The organism is Winogradskyella poriferorum, from assembly GCF_050618035.1.
GTDB lineage: Bacteria > Bacteroidota > Bacteroidia > Flavobacteriales > Flavobacteriaceae > Winogradskyella > Winogradskyella poriferorum_A.
Map to the genome: position 1 here is coordinate 663,165 of NZ_JBODPY010000001.1, position 21,850 is coordinate 685,014.

Consider the following 21,850-nt stretch of genomic DNA (forward strand, 5'->3'; position numbering starts at 1 on the left):
TAATTTTTAAAGATGTCACCTTAAAAACCAAGGTCGGAGATTAGGCTACATAAAATTCAATTCTTATGGTCTTTGTAGGAATCTTGTGATTGAAAATACCTCGAAGAAAAGAAAAAGGAAATAAGGAATAAAAAAGTTAAAAACATCTGGTTGTTTATTCTCAAAATCTGATAATAAAAGTGGCAATAAAAACAGAATTGCTAAGACCATTTTTAAGAATGTGAGAATCATAAACAGATTAAAAATTTCTTTTTTACCTGTAGAATACCTGTAATTAATAATTGAATAAAATAGAAGTGTAATAACTACATGAAATGCATAGATCTGCCAAACTGGAAAAAAGAAGGTTATTTCTTTAGCAAAATGATACAGTAAATAACTGTGTATCCCATATAAAATCGCTGTAACTGCAATAAGTTGCAACAAGAAAATACCTTGTCTTTTTTTAAACTCTTCCATGAAATTCTGAATAACTACTTTGAGTTTGCAATAATACGCTTAATAACATAAACAATGGACAAAACAACACCAGTTAAAGTTAACCCTAATGTATATAAGTTTTTTTCATTAGGATATTTTTCATCAAGTTTTATCCCAATAAATGTTGCCACACCTATTATGGCCATCATTTGAATAACTAAACCAGAATAATACGCGTAATTGTTAAGCTTGTCGTTCTGACCTTTGTGTGGTTTGTGGTTGTGGTTTGACTGGTTCATTACTTAAGGCTTTAACAGTACCTTTCATACTACATGTCGCATTGAATGTAGCTCCAGGTTCTACCGCCAATTTACTTGTATGTACTTCTCCCTCTATATGGGCAGTAGATTTTAAAGATAAGGTTCCTGATAAAACTAATTTACCCGAAAATTTTCCTTCAAAATCTGCATTTTCTCCTTGCAATGTTCCTTTAATATAACCAGATTTCCCAACTACAACCTTACCAGAAGTTTTTACATTACCCTCTACTGTTCCATCTATACGAAATGGTCCTTGACTAATGATATCTCCCACGATCTTAGTTCCGTGAGCAATAATATTTTGTTGTGTACTTGTTTCCATAGTTATTGGCTTTTTAGATTTCTTGTTGTCAGAAGAAAACATGTTGTAGGTTTTATTGTTGTTCTAAATATGCATTTAAATTTTTATGTCTTTGGATAATCGCATAATTAGGTGAGGAAATTGCAAAAAACGGCCTAGTTATTTTTGGAGGTAATGGCCTACCTCTCTTATCCTTTTCTTCAGATTTTAATAGTTCGGCAAAACCACTTGCTCCTGAGATACTCTTTAATCCGTGTACAACTACAAAAGTAGTATTTTCGTCATACACGTCTTTTGAAGTAGTTAAATCAAAATACTTCACTTTTCCTACCTGTTCATTTAATGTTTCTATGAAGGTATCAATCTCTTCATCAGTTTCGTCATTGAATTGATAGATAACATTAAAGTTTTTAGAGACGTCATTTGAAACAAAATCTTTCTTTGCCAACACAGGTATGGCATTGTCCAATATTTCTTGGGCCTTCTTACCTTCTTCGGTATTGGCATAATTAAGAGAAATAAAATTTATAGCCTCTTTATAGGCTTCAAAACCAAATAATCTACCACGAGCCGACGCCTTTAAAATTTCGAATTTTGGAACAAAATCATCACCTTCAAACTTCTTTATGTTTTCTTCTGCTTCAGATATTACAGTAGCATATTGTTGCTCATTATACTTATTGTAAAGGTTTGTGTAAATTACTTCTGGACTATTTTCGTCTTTTGACAAGGCATCCTCAGGATTCAGTAAAATTTCAGCATATCTAGAATCTGAATGATTATTAATAATATCGGTCTTCATGGCCTCTGCCTTTCTTGTTAAGCCCAGTTCTTCATAAATTCGAAACAAATTATATTTTGAAGGCAAGACTAAACGCTCTTCCGGATCATTATTAAGTAAGGTTTCGTATCGCGATTTTGCTAATTCTAACTCTTTGAACTTTTCTTTGTAAATCACACCTAATTGATAATACGCATAATTACGTTCTTTTGCTATACTATCAATTTCAGTAGCTTCTGTTGGTAATTGGGCCAAATAAAAGTCTGCAGTGTATCTTTTATCTTCTCCTTTAGTTTCTGCAACCTTCTCCTCTTCATCAGAACTCTCAACTTTTCTTCGTTGGTCAGATAGCCTCCAATTATCCTGCAATTGTCTATCGCCCCACAAGTTTAAAAACTCATTTTTACCATAGGCAACAGTTGTTGGATTATAAAAATAAAAGCTACTTTGATTATTACCACCAAAATTTCCTGGTAATCCAGCAGGACTAATTCCTCCTTTTTGCGGATCATTATTTCTGCCTAAATTATTATTGACCTGAGCGCTATTGCGTTGTTGTAATTTTTCTTGTTTTAGTTTTTCTTCTTCCTCTTCCTTTAATTTTAATGCATTAGCATACTCTGCATATAATGCAACTTGGTCTTCTTTTGGTAAATTAACGATGTACAATATGCTATCATTAACCTCAGCAATGCCTTCATAATAAATAACATCATCAAGATTCTCACGCTTGCGCTTTAAAATTCTAAACGCTTTTGTTTTAGGGTCCATCGCTGTCATGGTACTATCATAATAAGCGCCTGCTAACTTATAGCCATTACGATCAAAATACATGTTTCCTAATGTCTCGTAATTAAGGGCCTTTAAGTATTGATCTGTTGTTGTTTTTCTCAATGATTTGTTATAGTAAGATTCTGCCAAACTATCTGACATATTATTACGATGGAATTCTGCTATTCTATAATAAATCTTATCTAAAAACGGTCTGTTCTCTCTGTTTTCTTCGAGCTCTGTTAGGTATTCTTGGAACGCCACTAAATCACCATTTAACTCATCGAAATTTTTTGATTTTTCCAAATGTGCATTGATGTAAAAAGCTCTAGGGACTTGACGATGCATATCAATAATCTTATCGAATTCGATATTGGCACTGTCCTTATGCCCAAATTCATTATAAAGCTGTCCTCTAATAAAATGATACCTCGCTTTTTCTCTCTTTAATTTAGTATGGTCAGCAGCGATTTGAAGCTGAGCCATAGCGCTATCCTTAGATTTAATATTGATATACGCTTGTGCTAAAGTTGAAGTGGCATCTGCTAAATCTTGACCTTCTAATTCTTCCTCTTCTAAAAGACGTTTTAACTTTTTTATAGCCAGTTCATTATTATCAAGTCGCATATCCGCTTTTTCACGCCATATTTTTACTTGATTAATTTTATCGCTCGTTGGATATTTATTGAGGATATTATTAAAGGCCGCCAAAGCTGGTACAAATCGTTGGTCATAATACCTTGCTTGTCCAAGAAGTAGATAAGCTTCATCAATTTGAGGATTCTTTTCTTTACCCTCGATATTCATTCCGTGCACTTGGATAGCCTTAATTGCCTTTTCTTCCGCACGTTCAAAATCCGCATTTTTGGTCTGTCCAGGCAAGAAAACTTCATCCTCTATCTCCATGCGTTCAACAGGTAATAATTGCCAAAAATTTTCGGAGTAAGCGTCATTAACAGTTTCTATGCCACGCTCGAGAGCAATATTCCCATTATATAAAATATTATACTTGGTCCCTAGCGCATGAAAATTACGATTGATGAACGTGTCTTTTTTCCGCGAACAGCTTTGAGCAACAATCGCAATAAGGACAAGAAGTAATATGGATTTAACGCAATGCTTCAAATTTGGAACATTTAGGCAATTTAATAACTAAAGTTATAGGCTTTTAGTATGCTATGGGGTAAAAATAAACATCTTTTTGAACTTATTATGTTTATAGAGAATTTTTCAGAACTAATCGTTTAAAACAAGAAACTCGCTAATTAGTAACTAGCGAGTTTAATATTTACTTTACAAAGACTGAATTACTCTTCTTCCATCGCAACGTCTAAGGTGCCAGCAAAATGTGCCTCGAGCTCCTTTAAAGTTGTAGGATTGGTTTCTAGATCTTTAATAACCTCACCTTTTTCTAAAACCACAATACGTTCACAAACGTCAGTAACATGCATAAGGTCGTGACTAGAAATAAGAATGGTTACGCCTTGTTTTTCAGCTAGGTCTTTAAGTATTTGCTTAAGTCTTATTTGAGTAGTAGGGTCTAGGTTAGCAAAGGGTTCATCTAAAATAATAACTTCTGGATTTCCTATTAATGCCGCAACAATACCAGCTTTTTTCTGGTTCCCTTTACTTAAATCTCTTAAATACTTTTTCTTACCAATTATTTCACCGTTAAAGAAATCTTCAAATTGTGAGGTTAACGCATCTACGTCAGCTTTATTCTGACCTCGAAGATCTCCAATAAAATAGAAATACTCTTCTGGTGTTAGATACCCAATTAAGAAGCTTTCATCTATAAATGCAGAAGTAAAAGGTTTCCAATCTTCACTCTTGTCTACAACAATATCATTATTTGTTATACTCCCTGTCGTTGGTTTTATTAAATCTAGTAACAAACTAAAATACGTTGTCTTTCCTGCACCATTATTCCCTACTAATCCAAAACTTTGTCCTTTTGGAATGCTTAACTCATCGATTTTTAATACCGTATTGCTATTGTAGGTTTTTGAAATGTTTGTAGTATATATCATAGTTAATCTTTGTATTAGCTGTCTTGACTAAAGGCGTCAATCATTTTATATTTTGACTGTAAATAACGTTGTGTAATAATTCGCATTAATTTTTTGTGTAAAACAATACCCGAAATACCCATTATAATTAGCACTGCAATACCTGTTTCGAAACCAGCAAGCCAATTCGTAAGCCCAAAGATGAGCATTGGTAAAAGCATAAGTGGTAACCCAATTATCCATTGAACTGCTCCTGTCCCTTGGTAGTTAAATGCTGCTCTTTGATTAAGGTCTATCTTCTTTCTATTGAATGAACCTCCAAAAAGCATGACGTGGGAGTTAACTCCGATATTGTATATGGCCGCTGCGAAATGTGCAATCAATATCTTCCATCCAAAATAAACATATGGAATACTCAATACGAACATTATTCCCACACTCAAAACCATCAGAATAAATTTAGATCTTAGATACTGTTCATACTTTATATTCTGACTCATCAACATCTTGTAGTAACTACTATCCCAAGCAGGAATAAATTGTCCAAAATTGATTTGAAATATCCCAGTAACAAAAATGCCTATAAAAGGAAACAACCAAACCATATCGCGATACATAGGTTGCGGATAGAAAAATAAACCATATAATAAGCCGATAACCATTATAAACACAGACGATTTAGTTCGTTTATTTCTCCAAATTAACTTTAAATCAAGTTGCATAAAAGGTGCAATGTCTCCAAAACGCTTGGTCCAGGATAAATCTGCAACCTTTACTTCGGTTACCTTTGATTTTAAAGAACTATCCAAAAACAACTTGTCCTTTAAGATTTTGAAGTTAAAGCTGTAACAAAATGCTAATATTCCTAATGGGATTAACAGTAAAATAGGATTATCTGCAATACTCAAAAATGCACTCCCGAGTAATGATGATATAGAAACAATGCCAAAAGCATCTAGGGCATACAATATGCTTACCAAAGCGATCACAGGCAAGAATGATAACTCTGTTTCAGCAGAGAAGGCCTCAATAATAAAATTGAGAAAATTAATTATTAAGACCACAATTATCATAGCAAACATCCACGTTAGTGCTGTTATGGTCTCATAATCATTTATAATTAACATTATACTAAATGGTATAATGGCAAATAGAGGTAGAAAATTAAAAAAGGAAAGGGCAGATTTCCCCAATACATAATGAACTACTGATGATCGCTTTACAGGTAAGGTTAAAAGTGGTTTAACACTCATAACAGGTAGCTTCTGCAAAAAGAAGCGCATGAGTAAATCGATCATAATCCAAAAGAAAATAAATCCATTTACAACTACAAAGGGGTCTTCTTCTGGAAATACCTTCTTAAGAATTGGCAAAAGTCCAAAACCGAGGATTAGAAATACGCCAATAAAGTAAAGCGCTAAAAACACCATTAATATATTCAGCGCCATATTTTTTTGCCAGTAAGAAGAGCGAAAATATTGCTTCCATTCTAAATTAATAAAATGTTTAATCATAGCCTTGAGGTTAGTTTTTTCTATTAGTAAACTTAATTGTTAATTTGTTACAAACAAAGTTAACTTTAAAGTAGCGCTTCTTTATTTTTGCAAAAAATTATTGCAATGTCACAGTTTCACCCATTGAAAATTAAGTCTATTGAAAAGGTAACCGATAAGTCAGTTGCCATATCATTTGATGTGCCATCGAGCCTTTCTGAAAAGTTTCGTTTTGAAGCCGGTCAGTATATTACTTTAAAAACCGAAATAAATGGTGAGGAGGTTAGACGTGATTATTCGATATGCTCCTCAAAAAATAGTGGTGAATTAACTGTTGCTGTGAAGGCTGTTGAAAATGGAACATTTTCGGTTTATGCCAATGAAAAACTCAGTACTGGTGATTTAATTGATGTTGCCGAACCTAATGGTCGCTTTGTTTTTGAAGCCAATAACGCTAAAACAAGAACAATTGCTGCCTTTGCTGCAGGTAGTGGTATTACACCTATTTTAAGTGTTGCGAAAACCTTGTTAGAGGATGAACCATTTAGCAATTTTATATTGGTTTATGGTAATAGATCTGCAAAGGAAGCAATGTTTAATAATGATTTAATGGAGCTTAAGTCGACCTACGGGAATAGGTTTCATGTTCATTTTATTTACAGTCAGTCACAAGAAGTTGATGCGCTCTTCGGTCGAATTGAAAAAAGTACGGTTAACCTAATTGTGAAAAATAAATATAAAGGTGTCTCCATCGAAAAATTTTATTTGTGTGGTCCTGAACAAATGATACATACTGTAAAGGAAGTCTTGTTAGAGAATCAAATAAAAGAAAGTAATATACTATTTGAATTATTCACAGCGCCTACTGCATCAGAGGACAACAAAAAGGCCTCTGTTTCAGATGGAAATGCTCTTATTAAAGTAATTGTTGATGATGAGGAATTTGAGTTTGAAATGCCAAAATCTCAGTCTGTTCTTGAAGCTTCATTAAAACAAGATATTGATGCACCCTACTCTTGTCAAGGCGGTATTTGTAGTAGTTGTATAGCAAGAATAACAGATGGAGAAGCTGAAATGCGTCAAAACAATATTTTAACAGATAGCGAAATTGCTGAAGGCTTAATACTTACGTGTCAAGCACATCCTACTTCGGATTCTTTAGTGGTAGATTATGACGATGTTTAATTCTTAAGTACGGTCGTTACTTTAGTAACAATTTCTTCAACAGAAATACTTCCAGCAGCATTTTCATATCCTTCAGGATAAGAATTGCCATAAATAGATGTTGGTATTAATGTAAACTCATCTCTGTTTGCCAATAGCGCATAATCTTGTGGTTGATTAAATGGTGCAAAACCAGCATAAGGATGCGTGACACCCCAAATGGTAATCACTTTAATTCCAAACATTGCGGCAAGGTGGGAATTACCAGAATCCATAGAAAGCATTACATCTAAGTTTGAAATTAATTTTAACTCATCATCAAATGATAATACACCTGCCACAGAATCTACATTCTCATATTTAGACGCCATGTTATTTAGTAGGCTTGTTTCTTCTTTACCGCCACCAAAAAGTAATATCCTGTACGACTTATTTAATTCACTTATTACTTTTTCCATGAGATGGAGCGGATACATCTTACTACTATGTGCAGCAAACGGCGCAATTCCAATAACTGGTGTATTGGATTTAGCTAAGAGTATTTTAAGCTCTTCAGATAATTCGAACCGCTCAGAAAAAAGTGGCCTAGACAAATCTAATTCAAATCCTAAAATTCTAAAGACGTCTGCATAGCGCTGGTGTGTAGTTTTGAGTTGGTGAACAGACTTCCCTGTAACTAAGTCCTTCTTTTCTTTTCTACCTTTATCTATCTGAATAACCTTCTTACCAATAAAAAAGACCTTTAAAATTTTGGTCCTTAGTACATTATGTAAATCAGCTATAGCGTCAAAACCAATCTTCCTTAATGCTCTCGAAAGCTTGTAAAGTCCAATTATACCTTTGTGCGTTCCCTTAAGATCAGCAGTATAAACTTGAACATTCGGAATACCATTAAATATGGGCTTAAAGAATGGTCTAGTAACTACAGTAATCTTTACATCTGGATTTTGATTAGCAAAGGTTCTTAAAACCGGAACCATCATAGCAACATCTCCCATAGCTGAGAAACGAATGACTAAGATATGTTTTGGTTTTGGCATGAAATGTAAAGTATGGTATCCTGAAATAATTCAGGTCGACTATTTACTTTTGGCCTCTCAAAACAGGATTTAGCTCATCATCATTGTACATCTTCATTTGCTTGTAAACTTTCATGTACTTGTCGCCATTGGCAATATCCTTCAACAAGTCATCAATAGCTTTACTTAAGTCTACACGCTGCTCCAAAAGAACATTTAATTTCTTTTCACAAGCTTCTTTATGTGCATCTGTAGCATCTTCTCTTATCGTTTCTAAATGCATGTGATAAATCTTAAGAGCAAGAATGGAAAGCCTATCAATAGCCCATGCTGGACTTTCAGAATTTATCTTAGCATATGGCTTAACCTCTACATCATTAAATTTATCTAAAAAGTAACTGTCTATATATTCAACCGTATCGGTTCTGTCTTGATTAGAAGCATCTATTTTACGTTTGAGTTCAAGTGCCGCAACAGGATCGATGTTTGGGTCTCTAATAATATCTTCATAAGCCCATTGTACTGTATCAATCCAGCATTTACGGTATAACAAATGAGCAATGAGGTCCTCATTCTTGTCAAATTTATTGGTAAATGGCTGGTCTACGGTATTTAAAACCTTGTAAGTTTTAATAACATCCTTAAAAATTGCATTTGCTTTATCTGAAATCATTTTCATTCAAATTTTGAATATGCAAATATACTCTGAATTATTAACTTAGTCATCACTTAAATACTCTAAAAATGGAAATACGAAATCTTTCTGAAACACCATCATTACTCAATTCTTTCATTTCAGAAATAAGAGATTTAGAAATACAAAAGGACAGTATGCGATTCAGAAGGAATATTGAACGTATTGGTGAGGTTCTAGGCTTTGAGCTGAGTAAATCCCTCTCATTTTCAAAATTAACAACACAAACACCGTTGGGTAGTTTGGAGTCTGAAGTTATTAATGATGATATTGTTATATGTTCCATTCTCAGAGCTGGTCTACCACTCCATGTAGGATTACTGAATTATTTTGACAAAGCAGAAAACGCTTTTATATCCGCTTATAGACATCACACCAGTGAATCTGGAGCATTTGAGATTAAAGTTGAATATTTAGCTTGTCCTGATTTAAGCGATAAAACGCTTTTGCTCGTAGATCCCATGTTAGCTACTGGGCAATCAATTATTTCTACTCTTGAAGCCTTAAAACCGTTTGGCCAGCCTAAAGAAACACACTTAGTTAGTGTTATAGGAGCCCAACAAGGTGTCGACTACGTCACTAAAAATGTTGATGACACCGTGAAACTTTGGATTGCTACAATTGATAAAGAGCTAAATGAACGTGGCTATATCGTCCCAGGATTAGGTGATGCTGGAGACCTATCTTTTGGAAAAAAATTACAGAATTAGTCCAATAATTGGTGTCAAAATAAATATGCCTACAAATACTTCCTTAAACCATTTTTCGCTTATAGCTTCGATATAATTTGCCATAATAATCGCAAAAGGAGCAATAAAAAACACAAACTCACTTCCATCCTTATATGGAGAAATAATAGCAATTAATATTCCTATTATGGATGTCCAAGCGACAATAAAATATGAAGGTTTAAGCTTATTATTTTTATCCGTTAAGGATCTAAAAAAATAAATAATAGTCCAGATAAAGGCGGTGAATAGTATTGTGAGCTTAAAAATATTTTCAAGGCTATTATAAGAGGTGTAGTCTAAACTTGAAAAGCGCTCAAAATTTGATGGCCTAATATAGGCGTCATGGAAAATTATGTTATATCCCAATAACAACATAGCTACAGTTGCTACTCCAACCAGTGGAATTAGAACATTGCGTAGATCATTTTGAGAATAATAAATAAGAGCAACTATAATTATAGCAAAAAACAATATAGCCCAGAAATATAATAATGTTGCTAAAGCTATCCAGAAGGACGCATCAAAGAGTTTCTTCTTTACCTGTTTATTTGAGCTTAAGCTTAAAATTCTCCTTAAAGCGAACAGAATAAAAACATTAGCTAATAATAAGTTGATATTATTGATAATCTCAGGAAAAACACCAAGAGCAACACCAAAGACCAAAATTGCATAACTATTTCTCTGGGTGAGATTGTTTTTTGAAACAATAAAGTCTAATAAAAATACAAGGAACACTACAACAAGTACTCTTGTTAAGGTCGAAAATAAGGTATTAAGATTGCCAAAGAATAATTCAAAATTAGAAATTGAAAAAAGCACTAATACAAATGCTAAGACTATTATAAAATTAATAGGTTTAGATTTATTAAAAACACTTGTAATCATTAACTCTTTTTGTATTTTTGCTCCGTAAATTTAAAAAGTTATGAAGGATTTCTTTTACGGTATACAGGATTTATTTGTAAACACACTTTTCGCACCTTACGATGCACTCAGAGCTTTAGAACTAGAAAATTGGTTTTCTGCTAATGTGATGAGTTGGTTTTTTATGCTAATTGGTTTTGTTGCATTTATTTATTGGATGATGCAACTTGCAAAATATAATAGCAATAACGAAGAGGACAAAAGCGTTTCAGCGCACTCTTATTTATAAATCGAAACCAATATCCTTACGATAATACATCTTATCAAAACATAATTTAGATATGCTTTGGTAAGATTTTTTTATGGCTTCTTGGTAATTGTGGCCATAAGAAGTGATTGCCATTACTCTACCACCAGAGGTCACTACTTTATCCGAATCTTGTTTTGCGCCTGCGTGAAACACCAATGATTCTTCCACATCATCAATACCAAAAATTTCTTTTCCTTTTTCATATGCTTCTGGATATCCACCAGAAACTAGCATCACCGTTGTTGCTGCGCGATCGTCAATTTCTAAATTAATCCTTGACAATGTTTGATTTCCCATAGCCTGAAAAACCTCTACCAAATCTGTCTTTAATCTTGGTAAAACGACTTCAGTTTCTGGATCTCCCATCCTTACATTATACTCAATGACTTTAGGTTCGTCTCCTACTTTGATTAAACCAATAAAGACAAATCCTTTATAAGGCAAATTATCCTTAGCCAAGCCGTCTATGGTCGGCTTAACAATTTTACTTTCTATTTTGTCTAAAAACTCCTTTGTAGCAAATGGTACAGGTGAAATGGCACCCATTCCTCCTGTATTAAGTCCCGTATCACCTTCACCTATACGCTTGTAATCTTTAGCTGTTGGTAGGATCTTATAACTCTTTCCATCAGTAATTACAAAACAACTTAGTTCGATACCGTCTAAGAACTCTTCTATAACAACTTTTGAACTTGCATTGCCAAACTTTGCATCGACAAGCATACTCTGCAGTTCTTTTTTAGCTTCATCTAAATCGTTCAAAATCAAAACGCCTTTACCAGCAGCTAAACCGTCCGCCTTTAACACATAAGGTGGGTTTAAGGTCTCTAAAAACTTAAGACCATCATTAACATTATCTTTTGTAAAGCTATCATAACTCGCAGTTGGGATGTTATGCCTCATCATAAATTCTTTAGCAAATTCCTTACTCCCTTCGAGCTCAGCGGCTTCTTTTTGAGGACCAATTACATTAACGTGCTTTAGTTTTTCGTCATTCAGAAAAAAATCATGAATTCCATTTACTAAAGGATCTTCTGGGCCAACAACAACCAATTCAATATTATGTTCTAATACAGCTTCTTTAATCCCTTGAAAATCATTAACACTCAAGTCAAGATTATTGGCAATATTAGAGGTGCCTGAATTACCAGGTGCAACAAATAAATTCTTGCAATGTTTACTTTGTGAAATTTTCCAAGCAAAAGTATGCTCTCTTCCTCCAGATCCTAATACTAAGATATTCATATTGAAATTTTCTTTGCGCAAAAATAATTGGTTTTAAGATTAAAAAAGAATTAATTTACGTAAACCTTAAACACTAAAATACAACTTGAAATTATTTGATTTTTCGTTAAAAGTTAATGGCTTTGAAATTGATAAAGCAAGGAAAGCCTTGGCAAATATTCAACAAAAATCAGATAAGGAATTTAAGACCTATCAACAGTCTCAAAAAAAGGCAATTTTAAGTTATCATCTAGAGAATAATCCATTCTATAGGGCATTTGGTAAGTCCATTGATATAGAAAATTGGGAGACTGTTCCGGTTATGACTAAGCGTCATTTACAACAGCCTATTGAACAACGATTGTCCAAGGGATATAATACTAAGAATGTCTATCTCAATAAAACTTCTGGAAGCTCTGGTGACCCTTTCATTTTTGCAAAAGATAAATGGTGTCATGCGATGACATGGGCACAGATCATGGATCGATTTGCTTGGCATGGTATTGATTTTAATTCTTCAAAGCAAGCTCGTTTTTATGGAATCCCTTTGAATAAAAAAGGCTATTACAAAGAGCGTATCAAAGATGCTTTTAGCAATAGGGTACGGTTTTCAGTTTTTGATATGAGTGATATCTCTTTTAAAAAAGCGGTTAGTAAATTTAAAAATACAGCCTTTGAATTTATTAACGGTTACACAAGCCCAATAGTGCAATTTGCAAAGTATCTCGACAGAGAAAATCTCGAACTTAAAAGCATATGTCCAAGTTTAAGAGTGTGCATTGTGACTTCAGAAATGCTTTTTGATTCAGATAGAGAATTAATGAAACGTGTTTTTGGAATTCCCGTTATAAACGAATACGGTGCATCGGAATTAGATTTGATTGCTTTTGAAAATCCCAGTGGTAGTTGGAGAGTTAATAACGAAACTATCTATGTAGAAATATTAGATGACGTAGGTAAAAAAGTAACCAATGGTAGTGAAGGGAGGGTAGTAATTACTTCTTTGTTTAACAAAGCTCATCCGTTTATACGCTATGATATTGGTGATATTGGTGTGCTTTCTGAAGAAATCTCAGAAAGACAACCCGTTTTAAAATCCTTAACAGGACGAACTAATGATATTGTGAAACTTCCAAGTGGGAAAACTGCAGCTGGATTAACTTTTTATTACATCACAAAAAGTGTCATTGAAAATGATGGTAATGTATCTGAATTTATTATTGAGCAAGTTACGCTAAGTAGGTTTAATATTAGATATGTTAGTGGTACTGAATTAACCTCGAAGAAGAAGGATACCATAATGTCTGAAATAGAAAGATATTTAGAGCCAGGTTTAAGTATCGATTTTGAAAGAGTTGATGAATTAAAACGAACAAAAGCTGGGAAATTAAAACAGTTTATTTCTATGCTATAGGTTGAATTAGTTTCTTTTTCACAAAAAAGTGCTCAATAAAAAACCGCAATAAATAAACAGTAGATTTGAATATACCGAAATTCAATCCCTTTCTATAAACGTTATAATTATATTTTATTAGGTTAAACTTATTTGAAGACAATGAATTATTTGCATTCCGATAATAAGCAATGGTTTCTTTGATGCCCTTTGCTGGTTTATCGCTTCTTTTTAAAGCCTCAATCCACAATAGCCAATCTTGACGTTTTTTTAAATCCTTAGTATAGATTTTACCAAGGTTTTTACAGTTGTAAATCCCTGTTAAATTGCCAATATAATTTGCCTTAATCAGTTTGTTATAATATAAAGTTTGTAGTGCATTAACTTTTATTTTTTGGGGGTTACTTTGGTGATCTATTAACTCATAACTTCCAAAGCAGACATCTATATTCTCATTTAGCATAAGATCAATTTGAATTTCAAGTTTAGATTTATGCCAGAGATCATCTGCGTCCAAGAATGCGATAAAATCACCTGTGGCCATTTGGGTGCCTTTATTTCTAGCTTCTGCCGCTCCTTTGTTTTCAGAAAATTCAAAATATTTTATTCTTTCGTCTTTCTGAATGTAACCATTTACAACCTCCGCTGAATTATCTGTGGAAGCATCATCAACCAAAAGGAGTTCCCAGTTCTTGTAAGTCTGATTTAAAATACTTTCTAAAGTCTCCTCTATAACAGTTGCCTTGTTAAAAATGGGTGTCACTATGGAGACTAGAGGATGCATGTAGTCTATTAATATGCTTTATCTTCTCCTCTTATAGCATTTATGAGGGTTTGAAAGATGATTTTAAGATCTAATAATAAAGACCAATTTTCTATATAAAATATATCATATCTAACACGGCCAATAATATCTTTATCCGTTTCAACCTCTCCTCTAAAACCACTGGTTTGAGCTAATCCAGTAATTCCTGGTTTTACAAAATGTCTAACCATAAATTTATCGATCTTTTTTGCATACATATTTGTATGGCTCACCATGTGCGGTCTAGGACCAACTACTGACATGTCACCAAAAAGCACATTAAAGAATTGAGGTAATTCATCAATACTTGTTTTCCGAATAAACTTACCAACCTTTGTTACCCTCTGATCTCCTCGAGTTGCTTGATGTAAATTGGCAACTTTATTAGGTGTCATTGAGCGGAATTTATAACAATCAAATTCCTTGTAGTTAAATCCATTTCGTGATTGCTTAAAAAACACTGGACCTTTTGATTCTAGCTTGATGAGAATAGCTATGATTGGCGTTAACCAAGAAAGAACAAAGACAATTACAATACTTGAAAATAAAATATCGAAACTACGCTTTGCAATCATGTTAACTTGGTCCTCTAAGGGAATGGTTCTAAGAGACAAAACCGGTATATAGTCGTAGTAGTCGTACTTTAACTTTTTTGAATAAATTTCTTTACTATCTGGAATAAATTTTACCACCTTTAAATTATTATCCGCAAAATCAACCACATCAGCTATTTGGCTATTGGTTAACTCAGATATAGAGCAATATATTTCATCTATTCCCTCGTCTAATATATAATAAAAGCACTCCTTTAATTTGTTGTCTTCTTTTAAGTTGAAAGATTTTTTGTGCGAATATCCATATTCAGGGTGCTTAGAAAAGAAATTTTCCAGTGCTAAAGTCTTTTTATTGAGGCCTAAGATTACTGTTTTTCTGTAATTACCACCAAGAGATACTCTATATCTCTGAAGCAAATAATAGACTGTAAATTTTAGTAAAGTAATTAGAATAAAAGAATAAAAAGTATAGTAAACTATTGGTCTAGGATAAATCTTCAATTCATGATATAAACCTGAAAATGCAAAAACCAATAAAAGAAATAATACACCTTGTTTGAAAATTAAGGAGAGAATATTTATTGGTCTTGTATATCTGTAAACTTCATAAAACTTGGAATAGATTGAGATAAAGAACCATCCTATAGTTATAAAAAAGCAAAAGACAAAAGTTTCTTTCTGTTCAAGCAAATAGATTACAGCTAGACCATTAATTATACTTAAATCAATTGTATAAGAAATTGGTCTTAAAAATCCCGAATATCTTCCCTGTTTAAATAAGCTCAAATTATAACAATTTAATTTTTTTAGAATATTTAAGCATTAAAGAAACGTTTTAGTAACAATAACTTAATAAACATAGAATTTGTAACAAGGTACCTTTTCCACATTCGCTTTGGTTCTTTAACAAGTCTATAAAGCCATTCCAAACCACTGTCACCCATCCATTTGGGACATCTTTTAATTACTCCAGCATAAACAGGAAATGCTCCACCTACGCCAAGTAACACAGAATTCAACTCCTTATAGTTTTCGTACATCCACTTTTCTTGTTTTGGACAGCCCAGTGCCACAAAAATGATGTTTGTAGAAGACGCGTTAAATGACTGAATATAATTCTCATTATCCCATTTAGCATTAAAAGGTGGTGAAATAGCATGTGTAATAGTTATATTACTAAACTCTGAGCTAATTTTATCAGTAATTATTTTTAAAACTTCAGGTGTTGATCCAAACAATCCAACCCTAAGTTTGAGTAAGTTACACTTTTCGAGCATTTGAGGAAAAAAATCCATTCCAGCTATTCGCTCTTGCTTAATATTATGAAAATATTTGAATGATTTAGCGACTGGAGCGCCATCAGGAAAGGCAAAATATGCAGTGTTAACCACATCCATCATATAATCATCATTATTAGCTTCAACAGTCATGTGAGCATTAACAAAACAGACATATGACGATTTTCTATTTAAGGCTAGCTCACCTACTTCTTTGAGGGCTTCATTGAAACTAAAATTATTAATATTTAAGTTAATTATAGGATGTTTCAGCATAGAGATTTCGATTGTCACAAAGATATATAGTTTTAAGTTATTTAATATAGATAGAAATATATTAAACTAACTTTTGACTAATGTTGTTTAAATAAAATACTCCAATCATAAAAACAAATGGGATATTGGTACTATTTAAAAAACCACTAGTTAAAGCCGAAATAAAAAAGATTAATGTTATAAAGAATAGAAGATAGTTATTTTTCAATTTAATGGCATTCAGTGTTGTTTTGAAAAACAACATATAGACAACTAATCCAATTAAACCGAAATAAAAAAATATGTCGATTAGATCCATTTCAGGTCTTTCAATGGTAAAATCACAACCTCCCACAAACACATTTAAAATATTCCAATCAACTAATATTTGATCGTTCCATGTTGCTGATAATCTATCATTTCGATATGACAACAGCGCAGATAAAAAACCTCTTTCATTATAAATTTGAACAAACAATTCTAACTTATTCTCTATAAACAAATACAATTTATCCCATAAAAAATATGTCAGTGTTAATAGCGCAATAAATACTAATAGTACTTGTCTATAAATTGTTCTTAAATTGTTGCACACATGATAAATTAGAAGAATAATTAAGAAAAAGTAAATACGCTTTGTACCTCCCAATAAAGCAACTACTATTAAAAATATTAATTTATAATAATCATATTTTAACTTAAGAAATGAAGCTTTGTAATAATATATGGCAATCATTACTATAGTGATATAACTTAATTGATTTGGCCTATTAAACAGACCTGAATATCCTGGCCTTCTGGGATTCGGATAACTTTTTAATACATCAATATCAAATAAAAACGAAATCACGATTAATGAAGCGTTAAGAAGAAAAAATATCTCGTATAATTTAAACAGCTTAACATTCAGCTCTTTTTTATCATGAATTACATAGAAAGTTATTATTGTTATTGGGAAAAACATATACTTAATGAAGAACTCTCCATTCGAAATATTTATAATGTTATTGTTTAATCTTGGTAATAAATAATTAGAACATCCGAAGAGCAAAACTAAAACACCTACAAGACACATTAGTTTACGTGTAATTTTGTGTCTTATGTATGCCTTAAGGTGGACAATTATAAATATGATGTAGCTTAGAAAAATAAGAGTCTTAAAGATAAGTGTATACCGATTAAAATCAGAATCTAAAAACAATGCTACTCTTCTAAAAAAATCTCCCAGAATAAGGAAGACAAGGGTAGACAAGCCTAGTTTATATAAGTTCTTATATTCAATACTATCCAACATAGACTTTAACTTCGCTAAATTCTAATTTAATACGCTTTCATTACTTCAGAATAAACCTTTTTCAAACCCTCAAAATTAGACACATGAGTATAATTCTCTTCGTAAATTCTTCTAGTTTTTATTCCATATTTTGAGGTGTCATTTTTCTCAAAGTCAATTATAGTACTAGCCAAATCTGCCTCGTCGTTTGTATTAAAATGCCTTCCTGTGACATTTTCTATTACAATATTATTGATATTGTCAATATTAGAAGCAATTACTGGAGTTCCAGAAGAGTAAGCTTCTAGGATTGTATTCGGTAGTCCTTCAAAACATATTGATGGAAATATTAAACCTTTGGTTTTATTTAGCTGTTCTTTTATAAAATTCTTTGATTGTCTTCCTAAAAAAGAAATATTTTCGTTTGAAATATTTTTCATTTCCTCCATCAAAGGACCTTCCCCAATGACTTCCAGTTTTAACTGAGGAAGTTTATTAAAAGCTTTAACTGCTACTTGTATACCTTTTTCTTCAGATAGGCGACCAATATAAGTATATACATTTCTCTCAGTTTCATCTAATTTAAAATCATCCACGCTATTGGGTTTAACAATTATTTTCGATTCTGAAATATTTATGGATGACTCAATAAAAACTTTTTTTGCAAATGGTGTTAAAACAATAAATTTATCTACATGATTTGACCAGGTCTGTCTCATATTATGATAAAATAAAACTCCTGCCAATAAAAGACTTTTTGATTTAGAATTTTGAAAACAATTGTATCTAACTGAGTTATAGGCAAACTTTTTATTGGTGCATATCATACATGGTTTTTCGTTTCTTAATAAAAGTCCATTAGGACATATTAGCCTGTAGTTATGTAAAGTCATAACAATAGGTATTTTATGGTCTTTAGCACACTTTAAAATGCTTGGTGTTGCCTTATAAAACAAATTATGTACATGAATTACATCTGGTCTATTTTTGGTTATTTTGTTTTTTACTAGATCATACGACCTTTTGTTGTAAAAGACTTCATTAACTTTTATATCACTATTTTCAAAGATTATGGTGTCAACTTTAAAATTGTTTTGAATAAGCAATTCTCTTTCTGATTTAACAACAACATCTTCTCCTCCAAAAGTGTTATATGAGTTATGTATCTGAAGTATTTTCATTAGTTAATTTTCTGTTGAAATCTAAGTTCGAACATAATAATCCATAAAAAAAGAATAGGAACACAATCCCCTTGTTTATGTCCAATATATTTTCCGTGATAAATGAAATAAGATTAATTAATATTAAAACAAAAAGTAATTTACTATAATGGCTCGAGTTTACCATTGAAAAATAAAGTGACCCACCAATAAAGAGCAATAATACCATTAAACCAAAGACACCCTTAGTAGCGAGCGCATCCAAATATTGGTTATGGGCATTATATCCAAAAAGATCAAATTCATCTTGATCTAATAATGCATATTTTTTATCCATTTCTACCTTTATATCGCCATTGCCAATCCCAAAAATTGGATTTTCTTTAAAAATAGATAGCGCTGTTTGCCATTTATACATACGCAATTTTCCTCCCCCAAAACGGCTCACATTTTCACTCTTACCCACTGAAATTATGTCTTCAAATCTTTCTCTAAGCATGGTATTTGTCGAAAATAATATAATTATTCCAACTATTGCTGTTGTGGTAGCAATTGCTAAGTTCTTTCTGCTACCTCTATATCGATCAAAAATTAAATATCCAATAATGATTAAGAAAGTTAAAAAGCATGTTCTTACAGACATTATCATAAAACAGCTCATGAATAAGGCAATTGTGAGCCATTTGAGAACTAACCTCCTTTTAAACCAAGATTTTTTATTGAAAAACAAAATACTTAATGCGAACAAAATGTAATTAGAAAAATATGTTGCGTGAAAGTCGACCAACTCACTAAATTTATGATGACCAATTAACCAATAACTTTGGTAGTTAAAATTTAATCCATAGGTCTGATAGTGGAGAAAAAAAGCTTTTACCATTGCAACTAAACACAACCCAATTAAAGCTACCACAAAACTGTCTAAAATTTTTGATAGTTGTTTGTTGTTAACTTTAGGCAATAAAAAAAATCCAACGCTAAAAATGAGCATGGAACTTCTTTTTTCAAGTATTTTTAGTGCATTAACTGTATTCTCTGAATTGAATACTGATAGTATATCTACAAAAAAAAGAAGCAACGGCAAGAAGTATAATATAATGTAGCCTTCCTTTTTTAAGGACTTTAAATTGAACAAAAAAAATAGTAAATAAATGCCTATAGCGATATTATTAAATGTCATAGGCATAACTAATGACGAAGCAATTAACACCAAGATTAAAATGAAAACACTATTTTTCTTCATAGAATATAGTTTGTATCATATAAAATAATGCTAGAAAATCAAAATAAATAAACGCATTATCAGTTACCAATACTACCCAATAATAGACTAGAATTACTAAAGCTTTTAGATTAAAAATATTAAGCTTATTAAATAAAAGTATCCATATAGTATAAAATCCAAAACCAATCTCTATATGATTTCTAAGAAAATCTGAATGAAGTCTGTTCATTTTCTTGAAATTTAATCCTTCTAGAAATTCTGTTACTGTCCCCTGTCCGGTGCCAATGAAACCAACTTCCAAATTTTCTAATACTCTTTTATACATTTGTGCCCTTCCCATAGTAAAATGGTTTGCTGATAGGCCAATATTATCCTTAATCCATGTGTCATATACACCTAAAGATAAATTTATAAGAAGGAACATAAATAACATCAATGAAAAAAACATCAACAAATTCGCATTTAACTTTACTGATTTAGTGAATTTTGAATTTCTATAGATAAGATAAATAATTACCGATAAAATTGATGCTGCGATAGCAATTCGTTTAAAAGCAATTATCAAGAATACAAAGGCCCAAATAGTGAATTTTTTATTTGCTTTCGTTACAAAAAAGTATATGAAGAAAAATCCAAATAATAGGCCAAAATGTGATTCAGTTCCTAATTGTGAGGTTTTTAAACCTTCCAGTATTGAATTAGGATTAGCAATTAAATTGAATATCTCTGTAAAGTTTTCGAGAACCATGCTAATGATTGTCAACAGAAAGAAATACTTGATATGTTTATTAGAAATCGTTCTAATATTATTAAAAAAAATAACATAGATAATTGGTAATATTATCAATAAGCTTTCCGCTATGAAACGTGAAGAAAACTCAAACTTGCTAAGTGTAACAAAAGAACCAAATATTAAAAAAACTAAAAAAAGCTTGAAAGTTGACAACAGATAACCTTGTCTAAACTTCATTGATACTAATAATAACAATGGCCCAATAGATAAATACCTTAAATAATTTAGGCTATCAACAAAATGTGGTATAAAAATCATCAATAATGATGTTATCAATACCGCATTGATTATTGTTTCGTTTTTTTGTATCGTCATTCCTAATAAAGATACTTAAATGTATCTATATCGATTTCATAAAATTTATTTACAAAAGCTTTGGTGTCACTATTGAAGTAATCTTTGTACCCTGATTTATCAGTTTCTCTTTTATAATATTGAAATAGCTTAGAGGGATTCGCAATTAATAATTTTATAAATAACGGATGAAAATTAGACTTCTCACTTGACTTATTTTTATGAGACAATTCGTAATCTGAATACTCAATTTTTTTACATGCAGTCTTAAAGTCATCCTGCAAGTTTTCTGTTTTTCCAAGAAAATCTATCATCAAATTTCCGTTTTCATCATAAAGAAAATCATACTGTGGCCTTACAAACCAATACCATTTTTTAGAAGTCCATAATTTTTGTTCAAAGAAATTATAAACAAAATCATTGAAATCAACAATTCTTGAATATCCTAAATAGTGATATAATGAAACAAATCTTGCCCATGGATTTCTAACAAATGAAAATTTAAAATATGCGTCATATTGTTCTTGGGTTAAATAGTTAAGGTCCACATATTCTCTTGCCATTAAATGATTCAATCTTGGAGGACCTAAATCAGGATTTCTATTTCTACCAGTCAATAATTCTTTTTGAGAAAATTCTTTTTCAAATTTATCTAGTATTGTTAAGCCTCCACATTTAGGGATATGAACAAAGATACATTTGTATTTATGAGATACCATG

22 protein-coding genes are annotated in these 21,850 nt (G+C 31.8%); 4 read left to right on the forward strand and 18 right to left on the reverse strand.

The window, feature by feature from the left end:
- Positions 1-63 precede the first annotated feature (63 nt).
- The 6 genes from ACRHOC_RS02915 to ACRHOC_RS02940 form a co-directional block, all read right to left on the reverse strand.
- Entirely contained in the window at positions 64-459 is a 396-nt protein-coding gene (locus ACRHOC_RS02915) for a hypothetical protein (RefSeq protein WP_431157020.1), read from the reverse strand.
- Positions 460-473: 14 nt separating this feature from the next.
- The gene (locus ACRHOC_RS02920) at positions 474-719 is read right to left on the reverse strand and encodes an AtpZ/AtpI family protein (RefSeq protein WP_431157021.1); all 246 of its coding nucleotides are present in this window, start codon (positions 717-719) and stop codon (positions 474-476) included.
- Entirely contained in the window at positions 664-1,104 is a 441-nt protein-coding gene (locus ACRHOC_RS02925) for a bactofilin family protein (RefSeq protein WP_431157022.1), read from the reverse strand. Before ACRHOC_RS02925 ends, ACRHOC_RS02920 begins: the two co-directional genes overlap by 56 nt.
- Positions 1,105-1,114: 10 nt before the next feature.
- Positions 1,115-3,718 carry a tetratricopeptide repeat protein gene (locus tag ACRHOC_RS02930; protein WP_431157023.1) on the reverse strand — a complete coding sequence of 868 codons (2,604 nt, stop codon included), beginning with the start codon at positions 3,716-3,718 and terminating at the stop codon, positions 1,115-1,117.
- A gap of 182 nt (positions 3,719-3,900) precedes the next feature.
- Complete coding sequence (locus ACRHOC_RS02935; protein WP_431157024.1) at positions 3,901-4,623, reverse strand: ABC transporter ATP-binding protein; 723 nt, start codon at positions 4,621-4,623, stop codon at positions 3,901-3,903.
- Between the two features lie 14 nt (positions 4,624-4,637).
- Positions 4,638-6,116: a DUF5687 family protein gene (locus ACRHOC_RS02940; RefSeq protein WP_431157025.1), complete on the reverse strand. Its 1,479-nt coding sequence runs from the start codon at positions 6,114-6,116 to the stop codon at positions 4,638-4,640.
- Positions 6,117-6,221: 105 nt separating this feature from the next.
- Here ACRHOC_RS02940 and ACRHOC_RS02945 point away from each other — a divergent pair, with 105 nt between their 5' ends.
- The gene (locus ACRHOC_RS02945) at positions 6,222-7,280 is read left to right on the forward strand and encodes a 2Fe-2S iron-sulfur cluster-binding protein (RefSeq protein WP_431157026.1); all 1,059 of its coding nucleotides are present in this window, start codon (positions 6,222-6,224) and stop codon (positions 7,278-7,280) included.
- Here ACRHOC_RS02945 and ACRHOC_RS02950 read toward each other — a convergent pair.
- Entirely contained in the window at positions 7,277-8,299 is a 1,023-nt protein-coding gene (locus ACRHOC_RS02950) for a glycosyltransferase family 9 protein (protein WP_431157027.1), read from the reverse strand. The two genes, ACRHOC_RS02945 and ACRHOC_RS02950, sit on opposite strands and share 4 nt — an antisense overlap.
- 43 nt (positions 8,300-8,342) lie before the next feature.
- On the reverse strand, positions 8,343-8,951 hold the full coding sequence (locus ACRHOC_RS02955; RefSeq protein WP_431157028.1) for a DUF4254 domain-containing protein: 609 nt from the start codon (positions 8,949-8,951) through the stop codon (positions 8,343-8,345).
- A 71-nt stretch (positions 8,952-9,022) separates the two neighbouring features.
- Between ACRHOC_RS02955 and upp the strand changes: the two genes are divergently transcribed.
- A complete protein-coding gene (gene upp / locus ACRHOC_RS02960) occupies positions 9,023-9,682 on the forward strand; it encodes a uracil phosphoribosyltransferase (RefSeq protein WP_431157029.1) in 660 nt (219 codons plus the stop codon).
- Here upp and ACRHOC_RS02965 read toward each other — a convergent pair.
- Positions 9,671-10,588: a DUF6427 family protein gene (locus ACRHOC_RS02965; protein ID WP_431157030.1), complete on the reverse strand. Its 918-nt coding sequence runs from the start codon at positions 10,586-10,588 to the stop codon at positions 9,671-9,673. The two genes, upp and ACRHOC_RS02965, sit on opposite strands and share 12 nt — an antisense overlap.
- A 40-nt stretch (positions 10,589-10,628) precedes the next feature.
- Here ACRHOC_RS02965 and ACRHOC_RS02970 point away from each other — a divergent pair, with 40 nt between their 5' ends.
- Complete coding sequence (locus ACRHOC_RS02970) at positions 10,629-10,856, forward strand: DUF6341 family protein (RefSeq protein ID WP_431157031.1); 228 nt, start codon at positions 10,629-10,631, stop codon at positions 10,854-10,856.
- Here ACRHOC_RS02970 and purD read toward each other — a convergent pair.
- On the reverse strand, positions 10,851-12,122 hold the full coding sequence (gene purD, locus ACRHOC_RS02975) for a phosphoribosylamine--glycine ligase (RefSeq protein WP_431157032.1): 1,272 nt from the start codon (positions 12,120-12,122) through the stop codon (positions 10,851-10,853). The genes ACRHOC_RS02970 and purD overlap by 6 nt on opposite strands.
- 85 nt (positions 12,123-12,207) lie before the next feature.
- Here purD and ACRHOC_RS02980 point away from each other — a divergent pair, with 85 nt between their 5' ends.
- Entirely contained in the window at positions 12,208-13,515 is a 1,308-nt protein-coding gene (locus ACRHOC_RS02980; RefSeq protein ID WP_431157033.1) for a phenylacetate--CoA ligase family protein, read from the forward strand.
- Here the strand turns inward: ACRHOC_RS02980 and ACRHOC_RS02985 are convergent.
- The 8 genes from ACRHOC_RS02985 to ACRHOC_RS03020 all read right to left on the reverse strand — a co-directional run bounded on the left by ACRHOC_RS02985 (position 13,505) and on the right by ACRHOC_RS03020 (position 21,849).
- Positions 13,505-14,278, reverse strand: coding sequence for a glycosyltransferase family 2 protein (locus ACRHOC_RS02985; RefSeq protein WP_431157034.1), 774 nt, complete (start codon positions 14,276-14,278; stop codon positions 13,505-13,507). The two genes, ACRHOC_RS02980 and ACRHOC_RS02985, sit on opposite strands and share 11 nt — an antisense overlap.
- 8 nt (positions 14,279-14,286) lie before the next feature.
- Positions 14,287-15,639, reverse strand: a complete 1,353-nt coding sequence (locus tag ACRHOC_RS02990) for an undecaprenyl-phosphate glucose phosphotransferase (RefSeq protein WP_431157035.1) — start codon at positions 15,637-15,639, stop codon at positions 14,287-14,289.
- A 29-nt stretch (positions 15,640-15,668) separates the two neighbouring features.
- A complete protein-coding gene (locus tag ACRHOC_RS02995; RefSeq protein ID WP_431157036.1) occupies positions 15,669-16,424 on the reverse strand; it encodes a WecB/TagA/CpsF family glycosyltransferase in 756 nt (251 codons plus the stop codon).
- 43 nt (positions 16,425-16,467) lie between these two features.
- Positions 16,468-17,349: a hypothetical protein gene (locus tag ACRHOC_RS03000; protein WP_431157037.1), complete on the reverse strand. Its 882-nt coding sequence runs from the start codon at positions 17,347-17,349 to the stop codon at positions 16,468-16,470.
- A 356-nt stretch (positions 17,350-17,705) separates the two neighbouring features.
- Entirely contained in the window at positions 17,706-18,839 is a 1,134-nt protein-coding gene (locus ACRHOC_RS03005) for a glycosyltransferase (RefSeq protein ID WP_431157038.1), read from the reverse strand.
- Entirely contained in the window at positions 18,817-20,061 is a 1,245-nt protein-coding gene (locus tag ACRHOC_RS03010; RefSeq protein ID WP_431157039.1) for an O-antigen ligase family protein, read from the reverse strand. Before ACRHOC_RS03010 ends, ACRHOC_RS03005 begins: the two co-directional genes overlap by 23 nt.
- Entirely contained in the window at positions 20,048-20,791 is a 744-nt protein-coding gene (locus ACRHOC_RS03015) for a hypothetical protein (protein WP_431157040.1), read from the reverse strand. The genes ACRHOC_RS03010 and ACRHOC_RS03015 overlap by 14 nt, the downstream gene beginning before the upstream one ends.
- Positions 20,792-21,153: 362 nt before the next feature.
- Complete coding sequence (locus ACRHOC_RS03020; RefSeq protein WP_431157041.1) at positions 21,154-21,849, reverse strand: sulfotransferase family 2 domain-containing protein; 696 nt, start codon at positions 21,847-21,849, stop codon at positions 21,154-21,156.
- Position 21,850 lies beyond the last annotated feature (1 nt).